Source organism: Agrobacterium sp. a22-2 (assembly GCF_012276985.1).
Classification (GTDB): domain Bacteria; phylum Pseudomonadota; class Alphaproteobacteria; order Rhizobiales; family Rhizobiaceae; genus Allorhizobium.
In genome coordinates this window covers 584,676-607,920 of record NZ_JAAXMM010000001.1, presented here as the reverse complement: position 1 = coordinate 607,920, position 23,245 = coordinate 584,676, and the positions used below count along the sequence as shown (strand labels likewise).

Annotated in this window: 23 protein-coding genes and 1 riboswitch; of the genes, 14 read left to right on the top strand and 9 right to left on the bottom strand. The window is 63.1% G+C overall.

Annotation, left to right across the window (positions count from 1 at the left end; genetic code table 11):
• Window positions 1-2: 2 nt before the first annotated feature.
• Complete coding sequence (locus HFC70_RS02985) at window positions 3-455, bottom strand: hemerythrin domain-containing protein (RefSeq protein ID WP_168471691.1); 453 nt, start codon at window positions 453-455, stop codon at window positions 3-5.
• Window positions 456-466: 11 nt separating this feature from the next.
• Window positions 467-622, bottom strand: coding sequence for a hypothetical protein (locus tag HFC70_RS02980; protein WP_168471690.1), 156 nt, complete (start codon window positions 620-622; stop codon window positions 467-469).
• Window positions 623-745: 123 nt separating this feature from the next.
• Here HFC70_RS02980 and HFC70_RS02975 point away from each other — a divergent pair, with 123 nt between their 5' ends.
• The 6 genes from HFC70_RS02975 to HFC70_RS02950 all read left to right on the top strand — a co-directional run bounded on the left by HFC70_RS02975 (window position 746) and on the right by HFC70_RS02950 (window position 6,390).
• Complete coding sequence (locus HFC70_RS02975) at window positions 746-1,303, top strand: cytochrome c oxidase subunit 3 (RefSeq protein ID WP_246735619.1); 558 nt, start codon at window positions 746-748, stop codon at window positions 1,301-1,303.
• 4 nt (window positions 1,304-1,307) lie between these two features.
• Window positions 1,308-1,577, top strand: a complete 270-nt coding sequence (locus HFC70_RS02970) for a cytochrome C oxidase subunit IV family protein (RefSeq protein ID WP_168471688.1) — start codon at window positions 1,308-1,310, stop codon at window positions 1,575-1,577.
• A 176-nt stretch (window positions 1,578-1,753) separates the two neighbouring features.
• Window positions 1,754-2,206, top strand: coding sequence for a cytochrome c (locus tag HFC70_RS02965; RefSeq protein ID WP_168471687.1), 453 nt, complete (start codon window positions 1,754-1,756; stop codon window positions 2,204-2,206).
• A gap of 25 nt (window positions 2,207-2,231) precedes the next feature.
• Window positions 2,232-3,575, top strand: a complete 1,344-nt coding sequence (locus tag HFC70_RS02960; protein ID WP_168471686.1) for a nitric-oxide reductase large subunit — start codon at window positions 2,232-2,234, stop codon at window positions 3,573-3,575.
• 96 nt (window positions 3,576-3,671) lie between these two features.
• A complete protein-coding gene (locus HFC70_RS02955; RefSeq protein ID WP_168471764.1) occupies window positions 3,672-4,481 on the top strand; it encodes a CbbQ/NirQ/NorQ/GpvN family protein in 810 nt (269 codons plus the stop codon).
• 10 nt (window positions 4,482-4,491) lie between these two features.
• A complete protein-coding gene (locus tag HFC70_RS02950; RefSeq protein WP_168471685.1) occupies window positions 4,492-6,390 on the top strand; it encodes a nitric oxide reductase activation protein NorD in 1,899 nt (632 codons plus the stop codon).
• 81 nt (window positions 6,391-6,471) lie between these two features.
• Here HFC70_RS02950 and hemN read toward each other — a convergent pair whose 3' ends face one another.
• Window positions 6,472-7,824 carry an oxygen-independent coproporphyrinogen III oxidase gene (gene hemN / locus HFC70_RS02945; protein WP_168471684.1) on the bottom strand — a complete coding sequence of 451 codons (1,353 nt, stop codon included), beginning with the start codon at window positions 7,822-7,824 and terminating at the stop codon, window positions 6,472-6,474.
• Window positions 7,825-8,042: 218 nt separating this feature from the next.
• Here hemN and HFC70_RS02940 point away from each other — a divergent pair, with 218 nt between their 5' ends.
• Genes HFC70_RS02940 through HFC70_RS02925 form a run of 4 tightly spaced genes read left to right on the top strand, consistent with a single transcriptional unit; the run spans window position 8,043 to window position 10,548 of the window.
• Window positions 8,043-8,321, top strand: a complete 279-nt coding sequence (locus HFC70_RS02940) for a DUF2249 domain-containing protein (RefSeq protein ID WP_168471683.1) — start codon at window positions 8,043-8,045, stop codon at window positions 8,319-8,321.
• 45 nt (window positions 8,322-8,366) lie between these two features.
• Complete coding sequence (locus tag HFC70_RS02935; RefSeq protein WP_168471682.1) at window positions 8,367-9,731, top strand: hypothetical protein; 1,365 nt, start codon at window positions 8,367-8,369, stop codon at window positions 9,729-9,731.
• Window positions 9,728-10,249: a DUF2249 domain-containing protein gene (locus HFC70_RS02930; protein ID WP_168471681.1), complete on the top strand. Its 522-nt coding sequence runs from the start codon at window positions 9,728-9,730 to the stop codon at window positions 10,247-10,249. Before HFC70_RS02935 ends, HFC70_RS02930 begins: the two co-directional genes overlap by 4 nt.
• 5 nt (window positions 10,250-10,254) lie before the next feature.
• Complete coding sequence (locus HFC70_RS02925; protein ID WP_168471680.1) at window positions 10,255-10,548, top strand: metal-sulfur cluster assembly factor; 294 nt, start codon at window positions 10,255-10,257, stop codon at window positions 10,546-10,548.
• A 56-nt stretch (window positions 10,549-10,604) separates the two neighbouring features.
• Here the strand turns inward: HFC70_RS02925 and HFC70_RS02920 are convergent, their stop codons facing one another.
• On the bottom strand, window positions 10,605-11,819 hold the full coding sequence (locus tag HFC70_RS02920; RefSeq protein WP_168471679.1) for an NnrS family protein: 1,215 nt from the start codon (window positions 11,817-11,819) through the stop codon (window positions 10,605-10,607).
• A 255-nt stretch (window positions 11,820-12,074) separates the two neighbouring features.
• On the opposite strand from HFC70_RS02920, the gene nirK reads away from it, so the two are divergent.
• The 3 genes from nirK (at window position 12,075) to HFC70_RS02905 (ending at window position 15,042) form a co-directional block, all read left to right on the top strand.
• Entirely contained in the window at window positions 12,075-13,205 is a 1,131-nt protein-coding gene (gene nirK, locus HFC70_RS02915) for a copper-containing nitrite reductase (RefSeq protein ID WP_168471678.1), read from the top strand.
• Window positions 13,206-13,338: 133 nt separating this feature from the next.
• A complete protein-coding gene (locus HFC70_RS02910; RefSeq protein ID WP_168471677.1) occupies window positions 13,339-14,229 on the top strand; it encodes an SUMF1/EgtB/PvdO family nonheme iron enzyme in 891 nt (296 codons plus the stop codon).
• 117 nt (window positions 14,230-14,346) lie between these two features.
• A complete protein-coding gene (locus HFC70_RS02905) occupies window positions 14,347-15,042 on the top strand; it encodes a Crp/Fnr family transcriptional regulator (protein WP_168471763.1) in 696 nt (231 codons plus the stop codon).
• A 38-nt stretch (window positions 15,043-15,080) separates the two neighbouring features.
• Here HFC70_RS02905 and HFC70_RS02900 read toward each other — a convergent pair whose 3' ends face one another.
• The 5 genes from HFC70_RS02900 to HFC70_RS02880 form a co-directional block, all read right to left on the bottom strand.
• The gene (locus HFC70_RS02900) at window positions 15,081-15,986 is read right to left on the bottom strand and encodes an NAD(P)-dependent oxidoreductase (RefSeq protein WP_168471676.1); all 906 of its coding nucleotides are present in this window, start codon (window positions 15,984-15,986) and stop codon (window positions 15,081-15,083) included.
• A 40-nt stretch (window positions 15,987-16,026) separates the two neighbouring features.
• On the bottom strand, window positions 16,027-17,640 hold the full coding sequence (locus HFC70_RS02895) for a GMC family oxidoreductase (RefSeq protein WP_168471675.1): 1,614 nt from the start codon (window positions 17,638-17,640) through the stop codon (window positions 16,027-16,029).
• 13 nt (window positions 17,641-17,653) lie between these two features.
• A complete protein-coding gene (locus tag HFC70_RS02890) occupies window positions 17,654-18,871 on the bottom strand; it encodes a mandelate racemase/muconate lactonizing enzyme family protein (protein ID WP_168471674.1) in 1,218 nt (405 codons plus the stop codon).
• 70 nt (window positions 18,872-18,941) lie between these two features.
• Window positions 18,942-20,366, bottom strand: a complete 1,425-nt coding sequence (aldA, locus tag HFC70_RS02885; protein ID WP_168471673.1) for an aldehyde dehydrogenase — start codon at window positions 20,364-20,366, stop codon at window positions 18,942-18,944.
• A 140-nt stretch (window positions 20,367-20,506) separates the two neighbouring features.
• A complete protein-coding gene (locus tag HFC70_RS02880) occupies window positions 20,507-21,415 on the bottom strand; it encodes a LysR substrate-binding domain-containing protein (protein WP_210259112.1) in 909 nt (302 codons plus the stop codon).
• A gap of 262 nt (window positions 21,416-21,677) precedes the next feature.
• Window positions 21,678-21,921, top strand: a riboswitch (cobalamin riboswitch).
• A 269-nt stretch (window positions 21,922-22,190) separates the two neighbouring features.
• Here HFC70_RS02880 and HFC70_RS02875 point away from each other — a divergent pair.
• On the top strand, window positions 22,191-23,231 hold the full coding sequence (locus tag HFC70_RS02875) for an ABC transporter substrate-binding protein (protein ID WP_168471672.1): 1,041 nt from the start codon (window positions 22,191-22,193) through the stop codon (window positions 23,229-23,231).
• The last annotated feature ends 14 nt before the right edge of the window (window positions 23,232-23,245 follow it).

The window sequence follows — 23,245 nt, the reverse complement described above, 5'->3', positions numbered from 1 at the left end:
CTTCAGGAATGCAGCGTCGGCTGGTACAGGGAGTTGATCAGTTCCCGCTCGCTGGCGATGTGCCGCCGGACGCATTCGAAGAAGCCGCGCAGCATGTAGCCGACGGTTTCGAAGGAGAGGCGGCACCGCCCGGCGAGCATGGCTTGCAATGTCAGGGCGATTTCTTCCGCGCCGCTGCGGTCGCAGCGATGTTCGCCTTTCAGCCGCTCGATCATCAGGGCCGAAAAGCAGGAGCCGGCACGTGCCGTCAGCTCTGGATAAAGCGTGTCCTCCTCCACCGCCTGGGCCTGCGACAGAAGCGGCACGATATCGGCAGCGACCTCGCGGCAGAGCGCCTCGTCGACGCTGAAGGGCAGGGAATCGGCAAGATCCTCCAGTCTCTGGCAGAGGGTTAGAAGCGCGCCGTGGTTTTTCTCGATCGTGTGCAGCCCATCGGCAAGTCGGGTATCCGGCATGGCAGTGATCCTCACTGTTCGATGAAAAGCACGGCGGCGATTGCCAGCGAGGCGAGCACCGCGGAGATCGTGCCGGTTCGCTGCAGCACGCCCATCCGGTAAAGGGTCAGCGAAAAGCCGATGATGACCGGCGTCGCAACGGAAAGGCCGATCTGGGCATCTGTCATGGGATCAATCTCCTGTTTCCGCAGATCCTAATAAGAGCGACGCCGCCCTTCTTTGTGCTGACGCAAAGAGCAGGCCCGCCGGCTGCTCTATTCCTCGCCCCTGACGATATGCGGAGAGGCGATATGGCTGAGGCAAGTGCCGTTACAGGTTTGGAAGACGAGAGCGAGGAAGCGGATGCGTTTCTTCTCTGGGTTCTGGCCTTCAGCGAGCTGATCGCCTTCGGCATTCTGCTCGGTGCTTTCCTGGTTATGTCGGTCACCCATGCTGAGGCCTTCGCGGTCGCCCGGCTGCACCTCAATCCCGGCCTCGCCGCTGCCAATACGCTGATCCTGCTGACCAGCGGCTGGCAGGCAGCCCTTGCCGCGCGGGCCGGCGCCAGCCTGCCGGAAAGACGCCGCGGCCTGATCATCGCTGCCCTGTTCGGGTTCGCCTTTGCAGCCGTCAAGATCTATGAATATGCCGGCGAGATCCGCTTTGCCGGAGAAGAAACCTTCCAGGCCTTTTTCGAGCTCTATTTCCTCGTCACCGGCTTCCACCTGATGCATGTCGTCTTCGGCGCTCTGGTCCTGCTGCTCGTCGCCTGGCGGCCCTCCCGGTCGAATACCGCGCTGATCACCACGCTTTGGCATGTGATCGATATCGTCTGGATCGTCATGTTCCCGCTGATCTACCTGTCGTGATGCCATGACCCGCATCTCCGTTGCCCGTCTCAATCGCAGTTTCGCCGTGCTGATCGCGCTGGCGCTCGCCAGCATCGCGTGCGCCTGGTGGGGCGGTGGCTCCGCCTTTGCGACCGTGGTTATTCTGGCGATCGCCACCGTCAAGGCGCGCCTCGTCATCCTGGATTTCATGGGGTTGCGGCAGGCCGGGGGACCCGTGCGCCTTGCCCTCATCGCCTGGCCCGTCTTCTTTGCCTTGGCGGCGCTCAGCAGACTGGCTCTGTCGACGTTTTGAGCGCGACCGTTCAGTTGTTTGCCGAAACGCAAAGAAGGGCGTCCGTTAATCTCTAGAACGGTCTCGTCCCGGAAGATGCGGTTGTCCCGCCATCGCCGAATGTTCGGCCGGGACGGGGGATTTGAAAAGGCCGGTACGCGCTTGGCCGCCCTCCGCGGAAACGAAAGGACCATGGGATGGCAGAGCGCCTAACCAAGACAGGAGCCCGCAATGTCTTTTACGGCGGGTCCATTTTCTTCTTCACGATCTTCGTGGGCCTGACGGCCCACAGCCATTATTACATCAGGACGGTCTCCACCAACGAGGTGACGATGACCGACGGCGTCGCCCGCGGCAAGCATGTCTGGGAGAAGAACGCCTGCATCAACTGTCACACACTGCTTGGGGAAGGGGCCTATTTCGCGCCCGAACTCGGCAATGTCTGGAAGCGCTGGGGCGGCGAAAGCGATCCGACCAGTGCCCGCGATACGTTGAAAAGCTGGATGGCCGCGCAGCCCTCCGGCGCCGAGGGCCGCCGGCAGATGCCGCAGTTCAATCTCACCGAACAGGAACTGAACGATCTGGCCGATTTCCTCGAATGGACGAGCACGATCAAGACCCAGAACTGGCCGCCGAACGAGGCCGGCTGAGCCGCGGGATCAAGGAGACAAAGACATGAAATATCAAACCCAGAAGGTCGCAATGCTCTACTTCTACGGAGCGCTCGGCCTATTCCTCGCCCAGGTCCTGTTCGGCGTACTGGCCGGCACGGTCTATGTCCTGCCCAATACGCTCTCCGAGCTGTTGCCCTTCAACATCGTGCGCATGATCCACACCAATGCGCTGATCGTCTGGCTGCTCATGGGTTTCATGGGCGCCACCTACTATCTGATCCCGGAAGAAGCCGAAACAGAACTCTATAGCCCGAAGCTCGCCATCGTGCAGTTCTGGCTCTTTCTGGTGGCGGCGGCGGTCGCTGTAGTCGGCTATCTCTTCCATATCCACGAGGGTCGCGAGTTTCTCGAACAGCCTTTCGCCATCAAGATCGGCATCGTCGTCGTCATGCTGATGTTCCTGTTCAACATCACGCTGACCGTGCTCAAGGGTCGCAAGACGGTCGTCACCAACATCCTGATCTTCGGCCTTTGGGGCGTGGCGATCTTCTTCCTCTTCGCCTTCTACAATCCGACCAATCTGGCCCTCGACAAGATGTACTGGTGGTATGTCGTCCATCTCTGGGTCGAAGGCGTCTGGGAACTGATCATGGCCTCGGTTCTGGCCTTCCTGATGATCAAGCTCAACGGCATCGACCGCGAAGTCGTCGAGAAATGGCTTTATGTCATCGTCGGCCTTGCCTTGTTCTCGGGCATTCTCGGCACCGGCCACCACTATTACTGGATCGGCGCGCCGGGCTACTGGCAGTGGATCGGTTCGCTGTTCTCGACGCTCGAAGTCGCACCGTTCTTCACCATGGTGATCTTCACCTTCGTGATGAGCTGGAAGGCCGGTCGCAAGCATCCCAACAAGGCAGCGCTGCTGTGGTCGATCGGCTGCTCGGTCATGGCCTTCTTCGGCGCCGGCGTCTGGGGCTTCCTGCACACCCTGTCGTCGATCAACTACTACACCCACGGCACGCAGGTTACTGCCGCCCACGGCCATCTCGCCTTCTTCGGCGCCTATGTCATGCTGAATCTCGCGATCATGGCCTATGCGATCCCGGAAATCCGCGGTCGCCAGCCCTATAACCAATGGCTGTCGATCGTCAGCTTCTGGATGATGTGCACGGCCATGTCGGTGATGACCTTCGCCCTGACCTTTGCCGGCGTGTTGCAGGTCCATCTCCAGCGCGTTCTCGGAGAGAGCTTCATGGTCGTCCAGGACCAACTTGCTTTGTTCTACTGGGTGCGCCTCGGTTCCGGTGTCGTGGTGCTGGTCTCGGCATTGATGTTCATCTGGGCCGTGCTGATGCCCGGCAAGGAACGGGCTCCTGCCTTCGGCGTCGCCGAACCCGCTGAGTAGCATTGCCTTCCTCCTCTTCCCTCTTCGGGGAGAGGAGGTCTCCTGATGCAGTCCCTTATCCACGCCTTTGCCCAGAATATCCCAAAGGAAAACCCCATGAACGTGATGCTCAAGACTGCCCTCGCGGTTGCAGACATTCCCGCCTATTCGCCGAACGGCAACGAATGCGTGCTGTTCGAGACCGCCTGGACGCGGCAACTGCCGCTGCTTCTCAAGGGGCCGACCGGCTGCGGCAAGACCCGTTTCGTCAGCCACATGGCCGCAAAGCTGGGCCTGCCGCTGTCCACCGTGTCCTGCCACGATGATCTTGCCGCCGCGGATCTGACCGGCCGCTACCTGCTGAAGGGCGGCGACACCGTCTGGGTCGACGGACCGCTGACCCGCGCCGTGCGCGAGGGTGGCATCTGCTATCTCGACGAGATTGTGGAGGCCCGCAAGGACGTGGCCGTCGTGCTGCACCCCTTGACCGACGACCGGCGCATCCTGCCGTTGGAGCGGACCGGCGAACAGCTGGAAGCACCTCCCGGCTTCATGCTGGTGGTGTCCTACAATCCTGGCTACCAGAACCTTCTGAAGACGCTGAAGCCGTCCACCCGCCAGCGCTTTGTCGCCATCGAATTCGATTTCCTGCCGCGTGATCGCGAGATTGCTGTGGTCTCGGCCGAAAGCGGCCTTGCCGAAGCGCAGGTCGCGCCGCTGGTCGAGCTCGCCCGCCGCCTGCGTGCCTTGAAGGGCCATGATCTGGAAGAAGGCGTCTCCACCCGCCTGCTGGTCTATTGCGCCAGCCTTATCGATGCCGGCCTGCCGCTGCGCGATGCCGTACTGTCGGCCATGATCGAGCCGCTGACCGACGAACGCGATGTGCGCGCCGCCCTTCTGGAAGTCGCCGACGCCGTGATCCGCTGAGGAGGCTACCATGCTGGATTTTCTCGAACTGGAAGAAACCGTCGGTCGCGCCTGGCATCATCTTGCCGGCAACACGCGCACCTGGCCGCGATATCCCGACGCGTCCGTGACGCTGGAGGACATCCAGCCGGTGCTGGCCGTCTGCTTTCGCGGTTTTGGTGGTGAGGGCGCGGTACAGATTGCGCCGGCCCGTGGGCGAACCTCCGGTCACCGGTTGAAAATCCGCCAGCGGCTGGGCCTTGGGGAAGAAAAGCTCGTCCAGCCCGGCCGCGACCACGCCACGCTGATGCTACCTCTGGAGATCGATCTTTTTCCGCAGGTCGAGCTCAACCGCGACCTCTATCTCTGGCTTGCCGCAGCCATGGCGACGATGCCGCTCGATCTTTCGGCGGTCAGCGATCCGCTGGCGCGGGATCTGAAAGCCATCGCCGATGCGGATGTGCTGGTCGCTGCCGTGATCAAGGCCTTTCCGGGCATGGCACGGCGCTACCAGCGGCTTTGCCTGGCGGTTCTGACGGAACGCCGCCGTGGCAGCCTTCCGGGCATCGAGCGCCAGGTCGAAACCCGCATCATCAATCTCCTGCAGAAGGGAGCCGGCCTGATGGGAGAGGCCATGCCGGTCATCTTCCCGCATCGCGCGCCGCCAGGCTACCTGCCGATGCTGCCGGTTCCGCTCTGGCCCGACACGCTGGTGCGCGGCGAAAGCGAGGCGCGAACCGAGCAGGATGTGCCGGCAACCTCCGCCGAGCAGCGTGCCATGGCCACCGGTCGCCATATTGCGCTGCGTGAAAAGAGCGACGGTCGCGACAAGGAGCGCAGCCCCTTCATTCTCAACCGGTTCGAGAAGATCCTCGCCATGGCCGAAATGGTCAATGTCGACCGGCCGGGAGACGACAGCGACGATCACGACGCGGCTGCTGCTGACGAGCTGGACGACATGACGCTCGGCGAGCGCAAGGGGCGGCCTTCGGCGCGTTTTCGCTTCGATCTCGACCTTCCACCGGAGGCCCTCGACCGGACGCCGCTCAAAGCCGAACTGAGCTATCCGGAATGGGATTACCGCCGCAATGCCTATCTCAAGGACTATTGCCGCGTCGTGGCAGGCCCGGCGCCCGAGACGGGAGAAACCATGCTGCCCGATGCGGCCACGCAGGGACTGATCCGCCGCGTCAAACGGCAGTTCGAGGTGTTACGGCCCCGTCATGAAGTTCTGCGGGCACAGATCGACGGTGCCGATCTCGATCTCGATGCCGTGGTCAGGGCCCGCACCGATCTGAAGGCCGGCGGCGAAGGCAGCGACCGCATTCATCTGATGAGCCGGCCGCGCGCCCATGACCTGGCGGTCACCATTCTGGTGGATGTGTCGCTGTCGACGGATGCCTGGTTCGACAATCGCCGCGTTCTCGATGTCGAGAAGGAGGCGCTGCTGGTGCTTGCCCATGGTCTTTCGGCCTGCGGCGACAATCATTCCATCCTCACCTTCACGTCGCGCCGCCGCTCCTGGGTGCGGGTCGAGACCGTCAAGGATTTCGCCGAGCCGATGAGCCCGGCGGTCGAGGCGCGGATCGGGGCGCTGAAGCCCGGCTATTATACAAGAATAGGGGCTGCGATCCGCCACGCCGCGGCCAAGCTGCGCGAGCAGCCCAACCGGCGGCACCTGCTCCTGGTGCTGACCGACGGCAAGCCGAATGACGTCGATCACTATGAGGGGCGGTTTGCGCTGGAGGATAGCCGCCGCGCCGTCGGCGACGCGCGGCGCTCCGGTGTCGGCGTCTTCGGCGTGACCGTCGACCGCGAGGCCCAGGCCTATATCCCGGCGATCTTCGGTCAGAACGGCTATGCCATCGTTTCCCATATCGCCCGGCTGCCGGCGGCGCTGCCGGCGATCTACCGCAGTCTTGCCGGATAAGGCGGAGGCAGGATTGCGGAAAAAGGAAAGGCCCGGCAAATGGGGTTTGCCGGGCCTTTTCTGTGTCAGGTTAGAGCCGCCTCAGGCTGCCTTGGAATAGCTGCGGGCAGACTGGTCGAGATAGGCATCGAAGGCGGCGGCCACGGCGCGGATGATGAAACGGCAATCCTTGCGCACATCAAGCATTCCGCCGGAAAACGACAGGACACCGTCTTCCTTGAGCTGTTTCAGGGCAACATTGCCGCTCAGCAGAAAATCGTCCGCAAAGCCGTGGTCAGCCGACAGGCCGGCGATATCGGCCCTGAAATCGCACATCAGCCGTTCGATCACGGCAGCGCGAAGGCCATCCTCGGGGCTCAGCCGGTAACCCTTGGCGGTCGCCAACTGGCCGGAAACGACCCGCTGCGCATATTGGCCGATCGCCACCTCGTTCTGCACATAGCCGTTTGCCGTCCGGCCGATCGCCGAGGCGCCAAGTCCGATCAGCGTCTTGCAGGCATCGGTGGTATAGCCCTGGAAATTGCGGTGCAGGCGACCGGTTGCCGCCGCCTGCGCCAGGTCGTCAGCGGGCAGCGCGAAATGGTCGAGCCCGATTTGGCTGTAACCGGCGGCAACGAGCGTATCGGCGATGGCTTCCGCCTGGGCATTGCGGGCCCGCATATCCGGCAGCGCATTTTCGTCGATCAGCCTCTGGTGCTTCTTGAAGGAGGGGATATGGGCATAGCCGAACACGGCGAAACGGTCCGGCTTCATCGCAATGGCCGCCTTGGCGGTGTCGATGCAGGAGGACACGGTCTGATGCGGCAGGCCGTAGATCAGGTCGAAATTGATGCTGTGCACGCCGTTTGCCCGCAACCCTTGGACAGCGTCCGCCGTCTCCTCGATGGATTGAATGCGATTGATCGCTTTTTGCACCACTGGATCGAAGCTCTGCACGCCGAGGCTGGCGCGCGCCACACCGGCCGCCCCCAGTGCCTCGCTCATCTCGATCGTCAGGCGTCTGGGATCGATTTCCACGGCGATCTCGGATTTTTCGGACAGATCGAAATGCTGTTTCAAAAACGCGGTCAGATCGAGGAATTCTTCCGGCTGCATGATGGTCGGCGTGCCGCCGCCGAAATGCACCTGGCCGACCTGAAGGCGCTTGCCGGCGGCGTGACTCACCGTCCTGATCTCGGCTTTCAGCCCGTCGAGATAGTCCATGATCGGCTGGTCTTTCGTGGTGATCGAGGTGTGACAGCCGCAATACCAGCACATCGAGCGGCAGAAGGGGATGTGCAGATAGAGCGAGATGGCCTCATCGGCCGGGATCGCCGCCAGCCAGTCGCCATAGGTGCCGGCGCCGATACCCGGCGAAAAGCGCGGGGCAGTGGGATAGCTGGTATAGCGCGGCAGGCGGGCGTCGCCATATTTCTCGATGAGGTTTTTCTGCATGGGAACAAGGCTCCGGTTGATACGTGTCCGAAGTCTAAGGGGCCCGACCCGATTGCTCTTTGTTAAATCCCAAGCAGCGCGACGAAAGCCGCCTGCCTTTCCGAAACTTGTTTGCGCAGCGACAAATTGTCCCTTGCTGGATCCGTCTAGGGTTCGATCACCGGCTGGGGCCGGCCGTATCCATGTTCCTTTTGGCCCGAAGAGAGATTAACACGACCATGACAGACACCCAGTCCAAGCCGCTGATCGACGTTCGCATCATTCCGCCGGCCGAGCGCCATCCGAAGATCTTCGGCATGCTCAATGCCCTGGCACCGGGAGGATCGATGCTGATCACCAGCGATCACGATCCGCGTCCCTTGCATTATCAGCTGCAGGCCAACTATCCCGGCATCTTCGACTGGGATTATCTGGAGCAGGGGCCGGACGTCTGGCGCGTCGAGATTGCGCGGATGAAGAGCGATGGATGTGATTGCTGCTGCGGCAGTGATCACTGACAGGCATAGGGATGGGGCGCACCATGGTAGATGCTGGAGGCTGACATGCCGGGTGCGACCCTGTCCCGCTGGACCATGAGTTATTTTGCCGCCGCCTGCCTGTTCCTGGCTCTGGGCGAGGCGCTGATCGCGGCAGGCTATGGCTATCCGCAGGCAACGCTTGAAGCCCCGGAAACGCTGGGCGTCGTTCATCTCGTCACCGCCGGCTGGCTCGGTCTTTTGATGTCGGGTGCTCTGCTGCAGTTTGTGCCTGTGCTGGTCGCAAAGCCGCTGCGGGGTGACCGGCTTGCTCTTCCGGCCCTGCTGCTGATCGTGCTCGGCGATACCGCCCTGGTCTCGGGCTTCGGTGGTCTTGCCGCACAACGGACCAATGCGCCTTTCGTTCTGGTCGGTGGCGCGCTCACGCTTTCCACCGGCTATCTGCTGGTGGCGGCCATGCTCGCCGCGACGCTCTGGCAGGCAAGGCCCCTGCCGCTGGTCGGCCGCTTCGTCGCCGTCGGTCTCGTTTCCCTGGGCCTGACCGTGATGCTCGGCACTGGTTTCGGATTTCTCCTTTCCGGATATGACGTTCCCGATTGGCTGGCCGGGCTGTTGCCGGACGGCGTGATCCTGCATGTAGCGTTGGGTCTGGGTGGCTGGATGAGCTTTTCCGCCATTGGTGTCAGCTACCGGCTGCTGTCGATGTTTCTCCTGACGCCAGAGGTGGACCGGCGCACCAGCCGAACCGTCTGGTGGGCGGGCACACTCGCCTTGCTGGCGGTCGCTCTTTGCGCCGCGGCTCTGGTCGGCGGGCTGGACCGGCCGTTGATGCCGCTGGCTGCCGCCCTGATGCTCGGGCTGCTGGCGACGGCGCTTTACAGCGGCGATCTGCTGTCGATCTATCGGGCGCGCCGGCGTCGGCATATGGAGTTGAACAGTCTTGCCAGTGTCGGTGCCTTTGGCGCTCTTTTTGTATCCGTCACCTTGCTCGTCGTCATGACCCTCCTCGGCAGGCCCGCCGAGGGTGCCGCGCCCGTCGTCTATCTCGTCATCTTCGGCTGGCTGAGCGGCCTTGGCCTTGCCCAGCTCTACAAGATCACACCGTTCCTGACCTGGCTCGAATGCTACGGCCCGCTGCTGGGCCGGGTCCAAACGCCGCGCGTCCAGGATCTCGTCAGGGAACGCCGCGCCTCTGTCTGGTTTGCCCTGTTCTATGCCGGCGTGGCCGCGGCAACGACGGCGCTCTACCTTGGCTGGCCACCCGTCTTCCGCGCGGGTGCCGCCCTTCAATTCGCCACCACACTGGCGCTCATCGTCGAATATGCCCGCGCCCGCCTGCTCTGCGACGTGCCCGCGGCATTGCGCTTGCCCTCAGGCGCGATCCGTCCCGATCTCTTTCTGCCAACCCCCGACCCCAGGAGGCAACCATGACGCCATCCCACAAGGAACTCGATGTCCGCCCCGTTCTGCGCAATGGCGGCGAACCCTTCCACGATATCATGGAGGCGGTGCAATCGCTGGCACCCGGTCAGGGTTTCAAGCTGATTGCCACCTTCAAGCCGGAGCCGCTCTTCCGCGTCATGGGAAAACGCGGCTTCACCCATAGCGCCACCGAGATCGGCAATGGCGATTGGGAAGTGCTGTTCACGCCGGAACCCGGCGGCGTTGCCGATGTCGCTGCCTCCACCAGTGCCGAGATGCCGCAGGTCTGGCCAGATCCGGAATGGCATCTCGACCTGACCGATCTCGATCCACCCGAACCGATGACCCGTATTCTCGCCAAGACCGAACAGATGGAGCCCGGCGAGGTGCTGTTTGCGGTCCTGTCGCGAGAACCTGTTTTCCTGATGCCCGAGCTTGAAAAGCGCGGTCATCAGTGGGTCGGCAATTTCGATGAAACCGGCACGTCCTATCGTATGCTGGTCCGGGTCGGACGGGGCAAGGCGTGACGGCAATGTCGGACGGTCTGCAGGCGGCGGTACGCGACGCGCTGCGGTCGATCATCGATCCGGAAATCGGCGGCAATATCGTCGATCTCGGATTGATCTATGACGTGCAGGTGCTGCCGGACGACGTCGTGCATGTCTCAATGACCACTACGGTCAAGGGCTGCCCGGCGGCAGGCTTCCTGAAAGACGCCGTGCAGGCCTGCGCCGGCGGCGTGCCGGGTGTGCGGCAGGTGGATGTGGCTCTGACCTATGATCCGCCCTGGACGCCCGACCGGATCACGGAGACGGTATCTGCCTGATCCGCAACGACAACAAAGCCCGGCATCGATGCCGGGCTTTTCGCATTGTGGGATTTCTACAGCGCGCGTCGCGTGATGGCCAGCATCGGGCCGTATTCCAGGCTGAACAGCAGGAAGGCGAGCATCCAGGCGATGCCTGCCGCCGCGTAGAGTGTCATCGCGTAATCCGGAAAGACCTCGCCCAGCGGCCGCAGCAGGGCGGCAAGAAACAGCGCGCAATAGGAGCACGTCGTCATGATCGAGGCGCTCAGCGCCCGGCCGGTATGGCCACGCGTCGCCCGCGTCATGACAGCCAGCATCATGGAGGCGACAACGCCGACCGTCAGCACATGCAGGACGGAAGTGGCGTTCATCAGCTCGAAGGCACCCAACGCGATCGACAGGAAGCCGAGCGGGATGAAGCCATAGGCGATGTGCAGGACGAACAGCAAAGGTTCCGCAACGACGCTCATGCCGCGCCAGCGAGATAGCCGGATCGTCTGCAGCCCTGCGGCAGCAAGGGCGGCAACGGCCGTCAGAGGCTGGTCGGGTGCACCGATCCAGCAGGCGAGTGCCCCGGCGCCGGCGAGAATGGCAACCGTGTCGAAGCGATTGTAGGGCACGGGGAAGGAACTGACGCCGCGCTGGTTCAGCCAGTTGCGGCAGAAACTCGGAATGATCCGGCCGCCGACGATCATGATCAGGGTCACATAGGCGCCGATCGCCAGCCTCGCCGCATAGCCGGCATGCTCGCCGAGGATTGTTTCGACATGGAAGCAGCCATTGGCGAGCGACAGCGCCGTCAGTGCACCCACCATCTTCAGGTCCTTCCATTTGCGCCCGGCAATGATCTCCCGGGCGCAGATGACAAGCAGCGCCGGCAGGAAGGCTCCGTCGATCACCGCGGCTGGCACGATTCCGATCGGATCGGGGTAGAGCAGCGCCAGGCGGCCCGCGACCCAAAGAGCAAAGAGAGCGATCAGCGGCCGGCCCGACACGGGCAGCCGGCCTGTCCAGTTCGGCACGGCGGTCAGCAGGAAGCCGGCCAGCACGGCCGGCGCGAAACCGAACAGCATTTCGTGGGCATGCCAGTGTGACGCGCCATAGTCGCCACCGACCGCAAGTCCCAAGAACAGCGCGGCGATCCACAGCGCCATGGCGACGATGGCATGGAGGGCTGCGCCGAGGAAGAAGGGCCGGAACCCGTAGGAAAACAGAACCGGCCCGGTTCTGGCAAGCCCGCGCGGCACCGCCCGGCTGATCGTCTTTGTCGTCGTCGGATTCTCGCTCATGTCATGCTCCATCAGAGTATCTTTGACATTTGTCTAGGAATATCGACGCCTTTGTTCTTTGCGCGGACGCAAGCAGGGGCTGGTTTATGCATGTCTCGGAAGAAACGGCGTCCTGTGAGTTTGATGTCCTGCCAAAATGACGCAGCCCCTTGCCCGGGTTATTTGTGCTGGCTCAAAGAGCAATTTCGGAACGGGCTTACAACCAAAACAACAGAGCGAAACCGCGCTCCGTTCTTTCCAAAAGGAGACTTTCCGATGACTGAGCAGTTGCAGATGACCCGCCGCACGATCTTGGCCGGTGCGGCGTTTGCCGGCGCTCTGGCGCCGATCATCACAAATTCCCAGGCCCAGGCCGCTGGCGCCGCCGTGAAAGTGGCACCGGTCGATGTATCGACCTTGCCGCGCCAGAAGGTCGAACTCGTCCGTCCGCCCTTCGTTCACGCCCACACCCAGAAGGCCGAAGGTGGCCCCAAGGTCGTTGAGTTCACCATGACGATCGAGGAAAAGAAGATCATCGTCGACGACAGGGGCACCGAAGTTAACGCCATGACCTTCAACGGCTCGGTTCCCGGCCCGCTAATGGTGGTCCATCAGGACGATTATGTCGAACTGACGCTGATCAACCCCGATACCAATACGCTGCAGCACAACATCGACTTCCATTCGGCCACGGGTGCCCTGGGCGGCGGCGCGCTGACGGTCGTCAATCCCGGTGAACGGACGGTGCTACGCTTCAAGGCCACCAAGGCCGGTGTCTTTGTCTACCATTGCGCACCTCCCGGCATGGTTCCGTGGCACGTCACTTCGGGCATGAACGGCGCCATCATGGTTTTGCCGCGCGAAGGCCTGACCGATGGTCATGGCAAAGAGCTTGTCTATGACAAGATTTATTATGTCGGCGAGCAGGACTTCTATGTTCCGAAGGATGAGAAGGGCGAATTCAAGAAGTATGAGAGCGCCGGCGACGCCTATCCGGAAGTGCTGGAAGTCATGCGCAGCCTGACCCCGAGCCACATCGTCTTCAATGGTGCCATCGGCGCCCTGACCGGCGAGAATGCCCTGAAGGCCGCCGTCGGCGAAAAGGTGCTGATCGTCCATTCGCAGGCCAACCGCGATACCCGTCCGCATCTGATCGGCGGTCACGGCGACTATGTCTGGGCGACCGGCAAGTTCCGCAACGCGCCGGACCGCGATCAGGAAACCTGGTTCATTCCGGGCGGTACAGCCGGCGCCGCGTTCTACACGTTCGAGCAGCCGGGCATCTACGCCTATGTCAACCACAACCTGATCGAGGCATTCGAACTGGGTGCCGCCGCCCACTTCACCGTAACCGGCGATTGGAACGACGATCTGATGACCTCGGTCATGGCGCCATCGGCCACCTGATCGCTCGACACTTCGCAGACGCCCCGCTCTCAAAGCCGCAGGGCGTCTGCAGAACCCCTGATCCCCCCGTTCGGCGCATCGGACCTGATGCGAAACGCAACAAAGGCTCCGGCGACAGATCCGGGAGGCTCCAATGGCATCGCTCGCACGACATGAGACCGTATCGACCGCTTCCGTGGTCGTGCCGCTCGCCTTGTTGCTGGTGCTCGGCGGCGCACTGGCGGTGCAGACCGGCCTCATCGATCTGACCGCCGCGACCTTGCCGGGTCCGCAGACCGTCGTCATCCAACCGCGCGAGGTCACCTATCGGGCAGCCGGCGATTTCTACAAGAACGACATGCCCGTCGATGGGCCTCTCCTGACCGAATGGGTCGCCAAACCGTTGGAGATCATGAAGTACCAGGTGAGCGTCAGCGAATACGGACGCTGCGTCGATGCGGGAGCCTGCACCGCTCCGGAACTCGCGGAAGAAGCCCGCGCTGCGGACTTTCCGGTAACCGGCGTCAACTACGACGACGCCAGTGACTATGCCCGCTGGCTGTCGCAGCAGACCGGTGAGGTCTGGCGGTTGCCGACCGACGCACAACTGGCCTTTGCCGCCGGCTCGAAATTCCCCGACGATGCCTTGGGCGTCGATCCGGATAGTCGCAACCCGGCTTTGCGCTGGCTTGCCGACTACAAACGCGAGGCGGCGCGCAAGGCATCGCTCGATCCTCACCCCCTGCGTCAGGGACAATTTGGCGAGAACGAACTCGGTCTGGTCGATTTTGGCGGAAATGTCTGGGAATGGACCACGACCTGCAGTCGTCGCTTCAATCTGGAGGACGGGTTCGCCGATGGCGGAACGAGCGGCGTTTGCGGCGTGTTCGTCACCGTCGGCAAGCATCGTTCGCCGATGAGTTCGTTTATCCGCGATCCCAAGAGCGGCGGCTGCTCGGTTGGTGCGCCACCCGACAACCTCGGGTTCCGGCTTGTGAGGGACGACAGGTGGTATGCGCCGGTTCTCTTTGCATTTGTCAAATAAGCTCTCTAGTCTTCCCCCGCTGGCGACACGGTCGCCGGTGGCAGACGTTCCGCACTGTTCTTCGAGCGCAGCATCATGGTAGGAACGCTGCTGACGGGAGACGAGAGGAATGCGGCGTTGAAAATAGACCGGGCTGTGGTCAAGAGCCTGCCTTTGTTCGACAAGATGAGCGATGACGATCTCGACGCTCTGCTTTCGCGCGCGACATCGCGGCGCGTGGCTCCGGGTGAGGCTGTCTTCGAGCAGGGCCGACCGGCCACCAATTTCTACCTGCTGCTGCATGGCCGCCTCAAGGTCACCCAGGTGACGGAAGACGGCCAGCAGATCATCGTGCGCGTCGTGCATCCGGGTGATCTGTTCGGCTTTGCCCGCGCCCTGCAGCGCACCGATTATCCCGGCACCGCCATTGCCGCTGCCGACAGCGTCACGCTGTGCTGGGCAACCGACCTCTGGCCGAGCTTCGTCGAGCACAATCCGCGCCTTGCCGTCAGCGCCATGCAAACGATCGGCCAGCGCCTGGAAGAGGCCCACACCCGCATCCGGGAGATGTCGACCGAGGAGGTCGAGCGGCGCGTCGCCCATGCCGTCCTGCGGCTGACCAAGACCGCCGGGCGCAAGGAGGGCGAAGGCATCCGCATCGATTTCCCGATTTCCCGACAGGATATTGCCGAAATGACCGGCACCACGCTGCACACCGTGTCGCGTATCCTCAGCGCCTGGGAGGCCAAAGGGCTGGTGGAGGGCGGTCGCCAGAAACTGCTGATCTGCGATCTCGCCGGCCTGGCATTGCTGGCCGACACCCCCAAGGAATAGCCGCGGCGCGTGATGTCTGCAGACGTCGGGCGCGGGTCCTATAATTCCGCGGGAAAGCCCGGTGCGCGCAGATCCGTACCGACGGCATCCTCAAGCAGCTTGACGACCTGGGACGACCAGGCGCTGCCGCCATAGGTGGATCGGGCGCGGATGAAGGTCTGCAGCGCCTGTGAGGCAAGGTCGAGCGGCACGCCGAATTCCTTGCCGAAGCCGAGTGCGAAACCCAGGTCCTTGACCGCGAGATCCATGGTGAAATTGATGTTGTAGCTGCCGTTCAGGATCACCTGGCCTTCGGTCTCGTGCACGAAGCTGTTGCCGGAGCTGGCCTTGATGATGTTGAAGGCATCGGTGAGGTCGATGCCGCCCTTCTTGGCCAGCATCAGCGCTTCGCCGGTCGCCAGCAGGTGGATGAAGGCCAGCATGTTGGTGATGACCTTGATGACCGCGGCCTTGCCGAGCGGCCCGGCGTGAAAGATCTCGCCGCCCATGGCCTGCAAGGCCGGCAGGTGCAGATCGTAGAGGTCGCGGTCGCCGCCGGCAATCACCGTGATGTCGCCGGCCGCCGCCCGGTGAACGCCGCCGGTGACCGGCGCCTCCATCATCCGCACGCCCTTTTCCGAGGCCACCGCCGCCAGCCGTTCGACGGCGGCGTGATCCAGCGTACTCATCTCGATCCAGGTGGATCCCGGCCTCAAACCGGCGAGAACACCGCTTGGCGCCGTCAGCACGTTTTCCGATACAGCGGGCGAGGGCAGGCAGGTGATCACGGCATCGACCTCTTCGGCGAGCGAGCGTGGATCGTCGGCCCAGCGCGCGCCGCGCGCTATCAGCTCTTCGGCTTTCGAGCGATCCGTATCATGAACCGTCAGCGCAAAACCCTCGCGCAACAGGCTGCCGGCCAGAAAACCGCCGAGATGTCCAAGTCCGATAAAACCGTAGCGCATGCCGTTCTCTCCAGTCAGGAATTGATGAGTCGATCCCGTATTAGGCCGCGTCCTCGAGAATCATCGTCGCGCCCTTTTCCGCCACCATCATCGTGGGCGCATTGATGTTGCCCGCCGTCACGTTCGGGAAGATCGAGGCATCGACCACGCGTAGCCCCTCCACCCCATGCACCCGCAGTCGCGCATCGACCACCGAGGTTGCCGCATCCGGCCCCATCGCGCAGCTGCCGCACAGGTGGTAGATCGAGCTGCTATTAGTGCGGAAATAGTCGAGCAGCTGCTCGTCGCTTGTGGCCGCGGGCGAGGGCGAAACCTCTTCCTCGATCAGTCTCCTCAAGGCCGGCGCCTCGGCAATCCGCCGCACCAGCCGGCTGCCCTGCAGCACTTCGGCGACATCCCGTTCGGTCGAGAGATAGTTGGGTTGGATCAGGGCGGCGGCCTGGGCGTCACTGGAGCCGATGGCGATCCGACCCCGACTGGTCGGCCGGCAGGAATTAAAGGCGATCAGGAATCCTGGATAGGGCTCCGGCAGCATCGAGGCCCGGCGATTGACGGGGATGCGGTAGGACAGCGGGTTGAAATAGAGCTGGATATTCGGCCGGTCCTGTTCAGGCGTGCCGCGAAAGAAGCCGCCCGCCTGGTTGACGCTCATGGCAAACGGCCCCTTGCGGGTCAGCACATATTGCAGGCCGAGGGCTGCCTGGCCGAACAGGCTGCCGAACAGTCCGTTCAGCGTCGGCCGGTTGGCGCGGTAATAGAAACTGGCGCAGAGATGATCCTGCAGGTTCTCGCCGACCGCCGGCAGATGGCGCCTTACCGTTATACCGAGACTGGAGAGATGGATCGCTTCGCCGAGGCCGGAGAGCTGCATCAGTTTCGGCGTGTCCACGGCGCCCGCTGAAAGGATCACCTCGCGCCGCGCCTTGAAGGTCCGGAGCCTGCCGCGCTGCAGCACCTCGACGCCATCGACGCGCCCGTCCGGTGCATAGGTCAACCTCTGCGCCAGTGCGAAATGCTCGATCGAGAGGTTAGACCGATCCAGCGCCGGGCGCAAATATTCGGCGCTCGAATGGGAGCGAACACCGCGGCGCACATTGATGTCGTAGACCCCTGCACCTTCGATGTCTGCCCCGTTGAAATCGCCGTTCAGCGGCAATTGCAGCTCGCCGCAGGCGGTCAGGAATGCGTCGGTCACGGCATGGGTCATGCCGCGCATCGGCGTGACATGGATTGGCCCCTTGTCGCCATGCCAGCCCGAGGCACCTTTCTCATGGGTTTCCAGCGTCTTGAAATAGGGCAGCACATCGCTTGCGCCCCAGCCCGGATTGCCGGCCGTTTGCCAGTCGTCGAAATCGGCGGCGGCTCCCCGCACGAACACCATGGCATTGATCGAGCCGGAACCGCCCTGTACCTTGCCGCGCGGCACATAGATACGCCGGTCGTTGAGCTGTGTTTCCGGTTCGGTGGAATACATCCAGTTGACCGCCGGATTATAGTAGCTCTTGGCATAGCCGACCGGGATCTTGAACCAGAACGAGCTATCCCGGCCGCCGGCCTCCAGCAAGAGAACGCTGTATCGGCCGCTTTCGCTGAGCCGGCTGGCGAGGATGCAGCCGGCCGAGCCCGCGCCGACGATGACGAAATCGTAGATCATGGGGGTCTCGACCTTAGCCGCGGGCGGGCGCGAATTCCTTGATGTCGGCGGGCTCGGACGCCATCTGCAGATGCAGCCGGTCGCCCGTATAGGGCGAATGGGCCGCCACCACGTCGAGGTTGAGCTCGACGCCGAGCCCCGGATCGCGCGACGGGATCAGATAGCCGTCGTCGAACTGCAGCTTGGTCTTCAGAACTTCGGCATGGAATCCGCCGAAATCGATGATCGCCTCGTGGATCAGGAAATTGGGGCTTGCCGCAGAGAGTTGGATGCTGGCGGCAGCGCCGACCGGGCCGTTGTAGAGATGCGGCGCGATCTGCGCGTAGAAGGCTTCTGCCATGCCGGCGATCTTCTTGGCTTCCAGCAGCCCGCCGACGCGCGCCACATTCATCTGCAGGATCGAGGCGGCTCCCAGCTGCAGAATGCGCTGGAATTCATACTTGGTGGTCAGCCGTTCGCCGGTCGAGATCGGGATCGAGGTGGCCCGCGCCACTTCCGCCATGGCGGCCTCCTGGCCGGGCGGTACCGGCTCCTCGAACCACATCGGATCGTATTTCTCGAGCCGCTTGGCGAGCCGGATGGCCGAGGACGGCACCATCTGACCATGGGTGCCGAACAGGATATCGGCACTGCTGCCGATGGCGGCGCGGATCTTGCTGCAGAATTCTTCGCAACGGTCCATCACACCCAGCGACAGCTGATGGCCGGAATAATTGGTATAAGGCCCGGCCGGGTCGAACTTCAGCGCCGTGAAGCCCATGTCGACCATGCGAACCGCCTCTTCTGCCGCCAGATCCGGATCGCCGTAATCGTAGTCGCCGGCGGCATTCTTCGGGTAGAGATAGGTATAGGCCCTCAGCTTCTCATGCACGGTGCCGCCGAGCAGATCGGAGACCGGCCGGCCGGCCGCCTTGCCGATGATATCCCAGCAGGCGATCTCCAGGCCGGAGACGATGCCCATCATGGTCGGGTCGGGGCGTTGCGTGAAGCCGCTCGAATAGGCAGCCCGCCAGAAGCGCTCGATAGTGTGCGGGTCGTGACCCTCCAGATAGCGCTGGAAGACATCCTCGATCAGCGGCACCATGGCGCCGGGGTGGAAGGCGGTCGCATAGATCTCGCCCACCCCCTCGATGCCGCAATCAGTCTTCAGCTGCACGAAGATCCAGTACATGCCGCCGACATGCGGCGGCGGAACGGCGACGACATGGGTCCTGAGCTCTGCGATCTTCATGGGTGCCTCCGTTTGCGGGTTGTCGGTGGAAGTTGTTGGCGTGGCCTGGGACATGGCAGCGTCCCTCACCCTAGTATTTCATCACCACCAGCCGGGTCTGGGTGAATTCCAGCATGCCGTGTTTGCCGTCGTCGCCGCCAAGGCCGGATTTCTTCCAGCCGGCGTGGTAGCCTTGGTAAGGGTCGGCCGGAAAACGATTGATATAGAGTTCGCCCGCCTCGATCTCGTTGGCCGCCTGCAGGGCCTTGCGGTAGTTTTCGGTAAACAGCACCGAGGCAAGGCCGAACTGGTGATCGCTGGCCAGTTCCAGCGCCTCGTCGAAACTCCCATAGGGGATGACCGCCAGCACCGGTCCGAACACTTCCTCTCGCACGATCTCCATGTCCTGGCGGCAGGCCGACAGCAGTGTCGGTGGATAGAAATAGCCTGGACCATCAGGCACGATGCCACCCGCCTGCACCACGGCGCCCTCGGTCTTGGCCCGTTCGACCATGGCATGGATCCGGGCGCGCGACGCCTCGCTGGCCAGCGGTCCCATCCGGTCGGGACACTCGACCCGGTCGCCGAAGGCCCGGGCCACAAAGCCCACGCGTAACCGATCGAGCAGCGCGTCATGCACGCTTTCATGCACATAGAGCCGTTCGGCCGAGGTGCAGACCTGGCCGCAATGGGCTGTTTTGGCGGCCAGCACCATGCGGGCCACGGCATCGAGATCGGCATCCGGCTCGACGATCACAGGCGATTTGCCGCCGAGCTCCAGCGATGGCTTGGCGATATTGGTCCGGCAATAGTCGAGGACCGTCTGGCCGGCTGCCACGCTGCCGGTCAGCGTGATCATGCCGACTTTCGGCGCCGTGCACATCACGCGTGCCACGTCGTGGGTCATGGTCATGATATTGATCAGGCCGGCCGGCAGGTCGGCGTCCAGCACGGCTTGCGCGAAGGCGAAGGCCGAAGTCGGTGTGGTATTGCTTGGCCGCACGACCACGGCATTGCCGGTGATCAGCGCCGGCGCGATCTTGCGCACCAGCGTATAGATCGGGAAGTTGAACGGGATCAGGCAGGCGACGACGCCGATCGGCTCGCGCTTCAACAGCAGCGTCTCGTTCGGTGTATCGCTCTCGATCACCTCGCCCTCGATGCGCCGCGCCCATTCGGCATGATAGCGCATCAATTCGGCGCCATAGATCGCCTCGGACGTCGCGTCCGAAAGGCTCTTGCCGGATTCCAGCGCCAGCGTCGCGCCGATCCGTCCGGCATGGGCTTCCAGGGCATCCGCCAGCCGGCGCAGCGCATTGCCGCGCTCGATGGCGGTCAGTTTGCGCCAGGCCTTCTGCGCCTGTGCGGCAGATGCAACAGCCCGCAGCACATCGGCCTCGCCGGCAGCCGGCACACTGGCAAATACCGCGCCGGTTGCCGGATTGCGGACCTCGATGGCCTGGCTGTTCGACGCCGGTTCGAAGGCGCCGGCAATGAAATTGCGATAGGGTGACATGATACGCGGCCTGCTCCTTGCGCCGGGGCGGAGCCATCTCTTGATGTCAGCGCTCTCTTCCCGGTCGGCAATTTGGAACGCGGCGGGGCCGGCTTCGCAAGCGAGTAATTCTGTGGCTCAGCATTCCAAAATGGAATGCTTCAAGACCGGGCCTGCTGCACTTCTGTCTCTTCGGCAAGCCAGGCGCGAAAGGCGGTGACATTGGCGGCTTCCGGCTGGTCGGCCCGTGTGGTCAGCCAGTATGATTCATGGCCCTCCACCTCGACATCCAGCACCTGCACCAGGCGTCCGTCCTGCAAATGTTCGGCCACCATGAACCGGTCGGCAATAGTCACGCCAAGGCCGTTGCAGGCCGCCTCTATGGCAAGGTCGAGAAGGTCGAATTCCAATCCGCCGCTGGTGTCCGTGTCATGCAGGCCTGCCGCATCCAGCCAGTGCTGCCAGGTCAGGTAACGCTGGTCGGCCGAGGACAGCACATGCAGGAAGGTCAATCCCGCCAGATCGACCGAGCCGCTGCTGCTATCCCGTTTCAGTAGGCCCGGCGCGCAGACGGCGATATGGCGCTCGGTCATCAGCAGGCTGGATTTCAGCATCGGCCATTCGCCATCGCCGAAGCGGATGGCGCAATCGAGCAGGCTGCGCTCGGTCAGGCTGTCCTGCAGATCGGTGCTGATGCTGATCTCCATGTCGGGCAGCGCACGGCGCAGGCGACCGAGCCGCGGCATCAGCCAGCGCTTTGCGAAGGTCGGCGGCACGTTGATGCGCAGCCGGTGCCGGTTGCTCTTCTCCATGATGCCGCGCACCGCCAGTTCCACGTTGTGGAAGGCCTGATGCAGCACCGCCAGCAGCTCGGCACCCGACGGCGTCAGCTCCAGATGATGATGGTGGCGGATCAGCAGCGGTTCGCCCAGCTGTTCCTCGAGATTGCGCACCTGCCGGCTGACGGCGCTCTGGGTCAGGTTCAGCCGTTCGGCGGCGCGGGTGAAGCTGCGCGTCTGGCCGACGACCTCAAAGACTTTCATGGCCGAAAGTGCCGGCAGTTTGCGCATGCCCCGTCCTCTGCGGATCGCCCGATATCGCACCATCCCTACATCACGGCGCTATCAGTGGGGAGTCCCGTTCCGCTTCCGAATTGTCATACAAGGGGCTGGACAAGGGTGGAGTTCGATATTAGACGTAATGATATTACATTACTTAAAAACACGAGATCGAACCAAACTGCACTGCCCTTGACGAACGGACCGGCTTCATCGGCTCAACGGCTCCGGACATGAGCGCAAAACGGCAATCTTGACGGGATTACCCGACCGGCGCTAAGGGTAACGCGACGGTTCCCTGAAGGATGACTCCCAGGGGATTAATAGGGAACACGGTGCGGACGACCCGAAAGGGGCCAAGACCGTGGCTGCCCCCGCAACTGTAAGCGGAGCGGACCATCCTTGTGGCACAGACCAAGTGCCATGCCACTGCGAAAGCCGGAAGGGCCGACGTGGGAAGGCAGATGGAAAGCGACAATCCGCGAGCCAGGAGACCTGCCGTCAAGCCACAGATCCAACGTCAAGGGCGGGGAGCCCTGAACAGGAGTTGACATGACACATGCCCCAGCTGGCATCGGCCTCTTTTGCTTTTCATTTCATCGACCGGGACTATCAGGGCGCATTTTGACCTGATCGGCATGTGCCGTTTGCGGTTCGCAAGGATCGCTGCGGGCGCTCGTCGCCCCTGGCTCTGGTGCGCGCTTCAGACGGTTGCTCTTCCCGAGACCGGCCGCGGCAGACCTGCGCGCCGGGCTATCTCCCATATCAAATCAGAAGCGAATCTCCGATGCAGATCATGACCTTCCGCCACAGTACCCTTGCCGCCATATTGGCCGTCGCCGCCGCCTTTTCTGCGATGGGGGGCTCAACCGCCGTTGCGGCATCCACCACCTATCCCTTGACGCTTGAAAATTGCGGACGGTCGATCACCTTCGAAAAGGCGCCGTCGCGCACCGTATCGATCGGCCAGAGCAGCACGGAAATCCTCTATCTGCTGGGTCTTTCAGACAGGATGGTCGGCACCGCCGTCTGGCTCGGTCCGGTCCTGGCGGGCTATGAAGAGGCCAATGCCAAGGTCGAGCGCCTGGCCGACAACGACCCGAGCTTCGAAAGCGTCGTGGCGAAAAAGCCCGATCTGGTGACCACGCAATTCCAATGGCATGTCGGGCCGGAAGGCATTGTCGGAACGCCGGAACAGTTCGCTGAACTCTCCATCCCGGTCTATACGTCTCCGGCCGATTGCACGGCCAAGGACAATTCCGGAGGCGGCGATGGCGTGCGCCACAGTGCCTTCTCGATGGACTTGATCTACCAGGAGATCAGCGACATGGCGCGGGTCTTCGACGTTGAAGACAAAGGCGCTGAGGTGATTGCGACGCTCAAGCAGCGCGAAGCCGCCGCCCGCGCCAAGGTCGGAGCCGGCGATGGCAAGCTCTCTGCCGTCTTCTGGTTCTCCAGCGCTGAGCTCGCCATTGATCCCTATGTCGCCGGCCGCAACGGCGCGCCGGGTTATATCCTCTCGACCCTCGGCATCCGCAACATCATCTCCTCGGATGAGGAATGGCCGACGGTCGGATGGGAAACCGTGGCCAAGGCCGATCCGGCTATCATCGTCATCGGCAAGATGGATCGCCGCCGCTACCCGGCCGACGACTGGACCGTGAAGATGGAGTATCTGAAGTCGGATCCGGTGGTCAGCCTGATGCCGGCGGTCAAGGCGGACCATATCGTCGTCATGGATGCCCAGGCGATGAACCCGACGATCCGCACCATTGACGGCATCGAGACCTTGGCCGCGGCCGTGGCCGGTTTTGGTCTGGCGCGGTGAGGGGATCTCTCGCA

Excerpts from the sequence above, each read along its gene's own strand:
- HFC70_RS02875 (WP_168471672.1), top strand. The coding sequence starts at position 22,191 with ATGCAGATCATGACCTTCCGCCACAGTACCCTTGCCGCCATATTGGCC.
- HFC70_RS02980 (WP_168471690.1), bottom strand. The coding sequence starts at position 622 with ATGACAGATGCCCAGATCGGCCTTTCCGTTGCGACGCCGGTCATCATC.
- HFC70_RS02950 (WP_168471685.1), top strand. The coding sequence starts at position 4,492 with ATGCTGGATTTTCTCGAACTGGAAGAAACCGTCGGTCGCGCCTGGCAT.
- aldA (WP_168471673.1), bottom strand. The coding sequence starts at position 20,366 with ATGTCACCCTATCGCAATTTCATTGCCGGCGCCTTCGAACCGGCGTCG.
- HFC70_RS02965 (WP_168471687.1), top strand. The coding sequence starts at position 1,754 with ATGGCAGAGCGCCTAACCAAGACAGGAGCCCGCAATGTCTTTTACGGC.
- HFC70_RS02955 (WP_168471764.1), top strand. The coding sequence starts at position 3,672 with ATGAACGTGATGCTCAAGACTGCCCTCGCGGTTGCAGACATTCCCGCC.
- HFC70_RS02900 (WP_168471676.1), bottom strand. The coding sequence starts at position 15,986 with ATGCGCTACGGTTTTATCGGACTTGGACATCTCGGCGGTTTTCTGGCC.
- HFC70_RS02960 (WP_168471686.1), top strand. The coding sequence starts at position 2,232 with ATGAAATATCAAACCCAGAAGGTCGCAATGCTCTACTTCTACGGAGCG.
- HFC70_RS02935 (WP_168471682.1), top strand. The coding sequence starts at position 8,367 with ATGCCGGGTGCGACCCTGTCCCGCTGGACCATGAGTTATTTTGCCGCC.
- HFC70_RS02910 (WP_168471677.1), top strand. The coding sequence starts at position 13,339 with ATGGCATCGCTCGCACGACATGAGACCGTATCGACCGCTTCCGTGGTC.
- HFC70_RS02890 (WP_168471674.1), bottom strand. The coding sequence starts at position 18,871 with ATGAAGATCGCAGAGCTCAGGACCCATGTCGTCGCCGTTCCGCCGCCG.
- HFC70_RS02975 (WP_246735619.1), top strand. The coding sequence starts at position 746 with ATGGCTGAGGCAAGTGCCGTTACAGGTTTGGAAGACGAGAGCGAGGAA.
- HFC70_RS02925 (WP_168471680.1), top strand. The coding sequence starts at position 10,255 with ATGTCGGACGGTCTGCAGGCGGCGGTACGCGACGCGCTGCGGTCGATC.
- HFC70_RS02880 (WP_210259112.1), bottom strand. The coding sequence starts at position 21,415 with ATGCGCAAACTGCCGGCACTTTCGGCCATGAAAGTCTTTGAGGTCGTC.
- HFC70_RS02920 (WP_168471679.1), bottom strand. The coding sequence starts at position 11,819 with ATGAGCGAGAATCCGACGACGACAAAGACGATCAGCCGGGCGGTGCCG.
- hemN (WP_168471684.1), bottom strand. The coding sequence starts at position 7,824 with ATGCAGAAAAACCTCATCGAGAAATATGGCGACGCCCGCCTGCCGCGC.
- HFC70_RS02930 (WP_168471681.1), top strand. The coding sequence starts at position 9,728 with ATGACGCCATCCCACAAGGAACTCGATGTCCGCCCCGTTCTGCGCAAT.
- nirK (WP_168471678.1), top strand. The coding sequence starts at position 12,075 with ATGACTGAGCAGTTGCAGATGACCCGCCGCACGATCTTGGCCGGTGCG.
- HFC70_RS02970 (WP_168471688.1), top strand. The coding sequence starts at position 1,308 with ATGACCCGCATCTCCGTTGCCCGTCTCAATCGCAGTTTCGCCGTGCTG.
- HFC70_RS02985 (WP_168471691.1), bottom strand. The coding sequence starts at position 455 with ATGCCGGATACCCGACTTGCCGATGGGCTGCACACGATCGAGAAAAAC.
- HFC70_RS02895 (WP_168471675.1), bottom strand. The coding sequence starts at position 17,640 with ATGATCTACGATTTCGTCATCGTCGGCGCGGGCTCGGCCGGCTGCATC.
- HFC70_RS02940 (WP_168471683.1), top strand. The coding sequence starts at position 8,043 with ATGACAGACACCCAGTCCAAGCCGCTGATCGACGTTCGCATCATTCCG.